The organism is Klebsiella sp. HMSC25G12, from assembly GCF_001807705.1.
In the GTDB taxonomy this organism is placed as follows: Bacteria; Pseudomonadota; Gammaproteobacteria; order Enterobacterales; family Enterobacteriaceae; genus Klebsiella; species Klebsiella variicola.
Genome location: NZ_KV789839.1, coordinates 1 through 5,407 on the forward strand (window position 1 = coordinate 1; position 5,407 = coordinate 5,407).

At 44.8% G+C, this 5,407-nt stretch carries 8 protein-coding genes and 2 pseudogenes; 7 read left to right on the top strand and 3 right to left on the bottom strand.

The features are described 5' to 3' along the window. Positions 1–142 precede the first annotated feature (142 nt). From HMPREF3096_RS06295 to HMPREF3096_RS06300, 3 genes and pseudogenes are all read right to left on the bottom strand, one after another. Positions 143–679, bottom strand: coding sequence for a hypothetical protein (locus HMPREF3096_RS06295; protein ID WP_032731940.1), 537 nt, complete (start codon positions 677–679; stop codon positions 143–145). A gap of 193 nt (positions 680–872) precedes the next feature. Then, positions 873–983, bottom strand: a pseudogene (locus HMPREF3096_RS31865) (integrase); the annotation flags it as partial. Beyond that, a pseudogene (locus HMPREF3096_RS06300) lies at positions 959–1,356 on the bottom strand (transposase); the annotation flags it as partial. The pseudogenes HMPREF3096_RS06300 and HMPREF3096_RS31865, both read right to left, overlap by 25 nt. Positions 1,357–1,517: 161 nt before the next feature. Between HMPREF3096_RS06300 and HMPREF3096_RS06305 the strand changes: the two are divergent. From HMPREF3096_RS06305 to HMPREF3096_RS06335, 7 genes are read left to right on the top strand one after another with little or no spacing between them, the layout of a single operon-like run. Beyond that, entirely contained in the window at positions 1,518–1,994 is a 477-nt protein-coding gene (locus tag HMPREF3096_RS06305) for a hypothetical protein (RefSeq protein WP_224224963.1), read from the top strand. Next, positions 1,981–2,223 carry a hypothetical protein gene (locus HMPREF3096_RS06310; RefSeq protein ID WP_048293661.1) on the top strand — a complete coding sequence of 81 codons (243 nt, stop codon included), beginning with the start codon at positions 1,981–1,983 and terminating at the stop codon, positions 2,221–2,223. The genes HMPREF3096_RS06305 and HMPREF3096_RS06310 overlap by 14 nt, the downstream gene beginning before the upstream one ends. Before the next feature lie 47 nt (positions 2,224–2,270). Next, positions 2,271–2,735, top strand: coding sequence for a hypothetical protein (locus HMPREF3096_RS06315; protein WP_032731944.1), 465 nt, complete (start codon positions 2,271–2,273; stop codon positions 2,733–2,735). Between the two features lie 9 nt (positions 2,736–2,744). Further along, positions 2,745–3,152: a hypothetical protein gene (locus HMPREF3096_RS06320; RefSeq protein ID WP_048293660.1), complete on the top strand. Its 408-nt coding sequence runs from the start codon at positions 2,745–2,747 to the stop codon at positions 3,150–3,152. Between the two features lie 42 nt (positions 3,153–3,194). Continuing rightward, a complete protein-coding gene (locus HMPREF3096_RS06325) occupies positions 3,195–4,166 on the top strand; it encodes a DNA replication terminus site-binding protein (RefSeq protein WP_032731945.1) in 972 nt (323 codons plus the stop codon). Between the two features lie 41 nt (positions 4,167–4,207). Further along, a complete protein-coding gene (locus HMPREF3096_RS06330) occupies positions 4,208–4,909 on the top strand; it encodes a hypothetical protein (protein ID WP_221928500.1) in 702 nt (233 codons plus the stop codon). After that, the gene (locus HMPREF3096_RS06335) at positions 4,906–5,226 is read left to right on the top strand and encodes a hypothetical protein (protein WP_032731947.1); all 321 of its coding nucleotides are present in this window, start codon (positions 4,906–4,908) and stop codon (positions 5,224–5,226) included. Before HMPREF3096_RS06330 ends, HMPREF3096_RS06335 begins: the two co-directional genes overlap by 4 nt. The last annotated feature ends 181 nt before the right edge of the window (positions 5,227–5,407 follow it).

Below are 5,407 nucleotides of genomic sequence, written 5' to 3' on the forward strand. Positions count from 1 at the left end.
CGTGAGGACAGAATTTGTCTACAGGCATGGGGGCAGTCCATAGTTACATCTAATGTATTCTATGAACCGAGCGTATTTTCCCCATTAAGGGAAGTATCTTTTTTTGAAATTCCCGTAAAGCGGGAATGATAAGATAGAAAAGTTACTTTTGTAGTTGAGCATTTGCATTAAGACGCATGCACGTTAGAACCGCGTCAGATGGAACCCCTGGATTTCGGGCCAGTATGACGGACAAGAGGAAAAGACCTAAGCGAAGGCAAGCGGCAGGATCAATACTAATTTTATGTATAAAATTAATGTCTCTCTCGTCTTTGTTGATAGCTACAACTCCCCCCTCCATCATTGCTGTGGATTTACCATCAAAAGTAACTTTTACGTTTTTGTAGACTTGCTTATTATGGTGCTTTGTTTTTTTATCTTTCAGAACAGCCTCATGAGTAAGGCGAAGAAACGCCATACACAAGGTGATCACTTCATCATCACTCAGCTTTGTTGAAAAGGCCTTTTGACCAGTCCAGTCAAAACTTCCCGGCTTCGATACTAAAGGCCCCGCAAGGATAAGATTCACACTGCCATTTTTCTCAGAAAAATTGAGCTCAAGTGCTGTCTTACCGGAATTAAATACCTTTTCATTTCGGTAAGGTTGATGCTGTGGTACATCGTTATTTATATTTTCCACCAAATATGTCCTTCATCTTCGTTGATTAAATTCTTCACCAGACCAATGTAGGTATACCATCCAGGTTGCTTCATCGCAAAAATATAAGCACTGGTCTCCAGCATTAGATAGTCTCCCGAGGGAGCACCAGGAGGAACCCCTGTAGAGCTAAGGCTTTTAGTGTGCTCCTTTTTAACTTGTAAGCGCACCCGTTTTAGTTCCACGCACTTTTTGAGATTTCCGGGGTTTCAGCCATCAGCCGGTATTCTTCCGGCGTCAGGTTATTCAGGGATTCGTGGGGGCGCTTGCCGTTATATGCAGCCACGCATAGTACCCGGCCCGGGCGACATTCAGTACCCGATACATCGTCATGACACCACATACAGTGCAGTGCTCATTGATAAAGCGGTACTTCAGTCGGGCTCCCTTGCAAAGTACCGCGCGGCCTTTTTCAGGATATCCCATTCTTCTTCGGTTCGTTTTAGCTGCGCCCGGAGTTTCAGGATCTCGCTTTTAGCTTCCAGTATACCCCGGGCATACTGCTCGCTGTTATCAGGTTTGATAGCCCATAGCCACTTGTAGAGGCTGTGTGCAGAAACACCCAGACGGTCAGATACTTCGGCGACGGAATAACCGCATTCCGTTATTTGACGGACGGCATCTTCCTTAAATTCAGGTGTAAATCGTGGTGTGCCCATAGGCTCCTCCTTTGCTCACATTATAGGGCAGAATCATCTACCGGGGCGGGGTCAGTCCAGCATTAGTCGGCGTAATGGCTATTATAGCCGTTGCATCTACCTAGTATCCAAAAGACCGTAAAATTAATTTTTATATTTTCCTGTTGAGTATAGTTACTTTTTTGGGGCTGGTTGTTTTGGGATTCCTCTACTGGTTTATTGAAGGCTCAGTTTATGGGCTATTGTCAGCTGCGTATGTATTAATTTTCCTTTGCATGACACGGCTCCGGTTGATTGTGTATCGCTATAACGTCAAGTCGAGTGTTAAACGAATTGTAGCTTCTGTTAAGGAGGGTAAAAGAGTTGCTTTCATTGCCCACCAAAATTTAGATTTGAGGTATGTCGTGGTATCAATGTTCAGCTCAATGCTTCCAGACCAGTCGCGCGTGATACATGGTCCATTTGGTTTTGGCATGGATACTGAGATTGAATTCATTAAGAAGCGAAATAGTGCTGACGAAGGTTATCTCGTTATTTTTCTTAATCAGCTAGACTCTTACTCATGGTTAAAACTTATCGCGGGTGATTCACCTGAAAAAGCAATTGCGTACAATTTTGACTTCATTCCTGATCTGGAGAGTGAAAATGAAACTAAATGAGACGTCTGGCGCATGTGATGATGTGCATCTAAATACATTTGTCATCGACCCGGCAACAGCCCGACGTTTTGAGTGCGTTAAAAAGATGGTTCGTAAGCAGGGGTTCCATAATATCACGGAGCCAGAAATTATTGATGCTATATTGTCTGAAATAACAACAGCAGATGCTGCCGAAATGTTTATTGAGTACAAGTTAAAAACCACAAAACCTCTGCTTTCTACAGACTAGGGCTTTACAGAGCATTTTTTTATGTTTTCATATTCATAAATGAGAAAATGAGAACCAGTAAATTGAATATGATTTTAAAAGAAGAAATCGTTTTGGGCATCTACAGCTGGCTTCAAATGACTCCAGTCAGCATGCTGGTAAGGAACATAACCAGCGATCATGGAGGGGATTACGCAATCGTCCGTTTTACCGTCGATAGCCGGGGGGTTCAGATGGGGCCTAAGGCTCAGGGCCAGCTTCTCTGTTCATTCGGATTCAATGTTAAGGAATCCTGTGAGGCCGACACAAAAGACGGTCCAGCCCTCATAAAGGCAGAAATGATGAACGGCGTTATGCAGCTGGTACCGGAATGCATTGAGCTCACTGACAGCCAAACCCAGGCAATCAGGAAAGAGGTATCCGTGCTTAACAGGGTTTGTGCAATGCAACTCCAGGGGGGGCATGGGAATTCAAGGTCACTGTGGGAGAAAGAAATTCTTCCCCGGATGAAAGGCTGCAGACAACTACATTGAGGCAAGGCGATGAGCAAAGTGCATTGTATTAGTGGTATTACCTGGAAAAACTCCGATAGCGCGGCTTTCAAAGTATATGCCAGCATTGGTGCGGTATTAAGCCTTGGCCTGATCACTGCTACCGTAAGGAACTATGAAATTCTGCAACTGACTGTTCCGTATACCTGGTATGTATTCTTCACTGTATTTTGGCTCTTGTTCCCGTCCTTTACGGTCTCTTTCCGTGAGCAGGAAGGGCGTTTATTCACCTCGATGGGCTTTTACGGGTTGAAACTGCTCACGCTCGACCGTCCTGTCACCGATGGGTACTGGCTGGTCACAATGGAGAAAAATCGTTATCGCCTTGTCAGAGTATGCAGGGATGGGCGACGCCTGTCTGTATGGCTGACGTTTAAGTCTTTACCAGAGTTTGTTTAACGATTACCGTCGCACGTTCAGGAACACGATACGGGAGACGATATGAATACTGACTTTGCACATTACAACGAAGAGCAACTACGCAAACTCGGTGAGCTGCACAGTTTACTCGGTCATAGCGATATCGGATCATCTTACCTTGCCACGCTACCGGAGCCCCGTAGTGTGGAGGAGTTGAATCCTCCACAGGAAATCAATGTGACTCATTCGGTGCCCGACGTAGACACCCTGGTGGATATTTACCGGCAGCAGCGGGTTGATAAAGTCCATGTCAGGGATGAACATTATTCAACCAAAATTACCCGAAAATATCCCGGGTTTGTTGTGGTTAAAAATAATCATGACGAAGTGATGTCGCTGGTGGGTGAAATCAACCGGCTTCGCGACAAATTTGCTGATGCTGTAAAAGGTATCACTCATTACCAGGACTCACGGTCAGAAATTCTGCACCAGATTTACCCGTGGCTGGTGACTTTACAGGTGTCCCGCAATATCCGGATCGTTACCGAGAAAATTAGGTCCCTGGGGTTCACCTGGCAAATCCCTGTCATTCATAAATTCACCCGGCTGGAAACGGTAATAGACCGCCTACGCAGGGAGATAACTGAGCTTCAACCGGATATCAATCTGACAAAACAGGATGTAGAACGATTGAAACAGGAGCGGACCGAAGAAATCATGATGCTGTCGTTGTTGAATGATGAAGTGTGTAATGACGATGAATCTTCGAGAAAATTTCGGCTTATCCGGGAAAGTAACTTTCCTGCTGTTAACGTCAATATCCGGTACACCAGTCCTGATGATCCGAATGACGTTCATGGGCCGTACAAACTCAACTTCCGCGCGCCTTTACCTTTAATTTTGTTTAGTGAACCGGACCGATTTAATCCGTTAAAAAATTACGTAAAGGGTGAAAGGCAGAAGCGCGGCAGTTTTAATGAAAAATATCGTTCTGTCCTGCCCCGTATAGGGCTGGTGGAAGTCATCAAGGAGTCGAGAAGAGCCGGTTTCTAACCGGTGTTTGTGAAGCTGATCCGGCCAGGAGGTTATACAAAGTGGCCGTCAGCGGGGGAAACACTTTTCTGTCTGCAAAAGAACGTTTCCGCGTACAGGTCTGTTTCAAAAATGCCATAACACATCCAGATGAAGATCGGCTGCTGGCCGAGCTGTTGACTGTTCATCACTTCCTGGCTGACACCTCTATTTTATGGTACATGGAGCAAAAAACTTATGCTTGTTCCACGACCTGGGCCACCACGTCCACATGGCTACCTGATATCTATCAGCGTCAGGCCAGCACACCCAATGTGGTAAAGATTATCAAATTTATGCACGCCCGGTTTCCTGGCCTCAAAACGGTTGTAGAAACAAATGAGCAGGGCTATGAACAGGCGCTTACCAGTGTTGATTTTGAGATTCCTTACTGGCCAGTGCTGCCGAAATTTGACGCTGATATAGGAACGATACAAGTAACGATTAGCGGGATGATCCGTTACACAGAAACGATGAGCAATAAAAATTGTAAAAGCCCTCTCGACTTAATGATAAAAAGTTTTAAGTCAGGGTTAATCCCGATAGAGAAAATGCCGTTGAGCAAGACCGAAAGGCTTATGCCTCTGGATATGAAAGCCGTAGGTTTGATATTCACACACGCAACATGGCCGAGGTTTCGTTACATTTTTGTACCGGACGAGGCGGGAATAATGAAACTGGTTAACGTGGTCAAATTAAGATTAAAACCTCTGGATGAAAAATGACTTACGCGATTTTCTTGTTAGTAACTGCAGTTTGTGCATTCGGTTTAAATTATCTGACAAACAAAATATGTCCCGCCATGGTTGTGATTAATAAGAGTGGAGGCTCTAATGTACATGCCTTACGGTGTATCACATCGTTCCTCCTCCTTCTGGTAACACTCTGGCTTCCTGTCAAACCAGCCGTGATCAATCTGGCAGTAGAGTTTGCTGCACTGGTGAATTTTATTGCATCAGTCACTCTCTATACCGTTGCAAATTTAAGGGAGAAGCGGAGAGTAAAAAAAAGAAAAGAAGAAAAAGCAGCTAAAAAAGGATAATCCATAATATCACCTATCATTTTCCTTCCTGAGACGCACCAGGACCAATTCGGGCACAGGGTAATGCACTTTCCCTGAGTCCTTCCTTATGCACGCGTAGAGAAGGATTAAGCACTCCTGATGACGATTTTCGCGATTACCTGTTTGGTTTGGCTTTGTTGAATAAATCGAACTTTTGCTG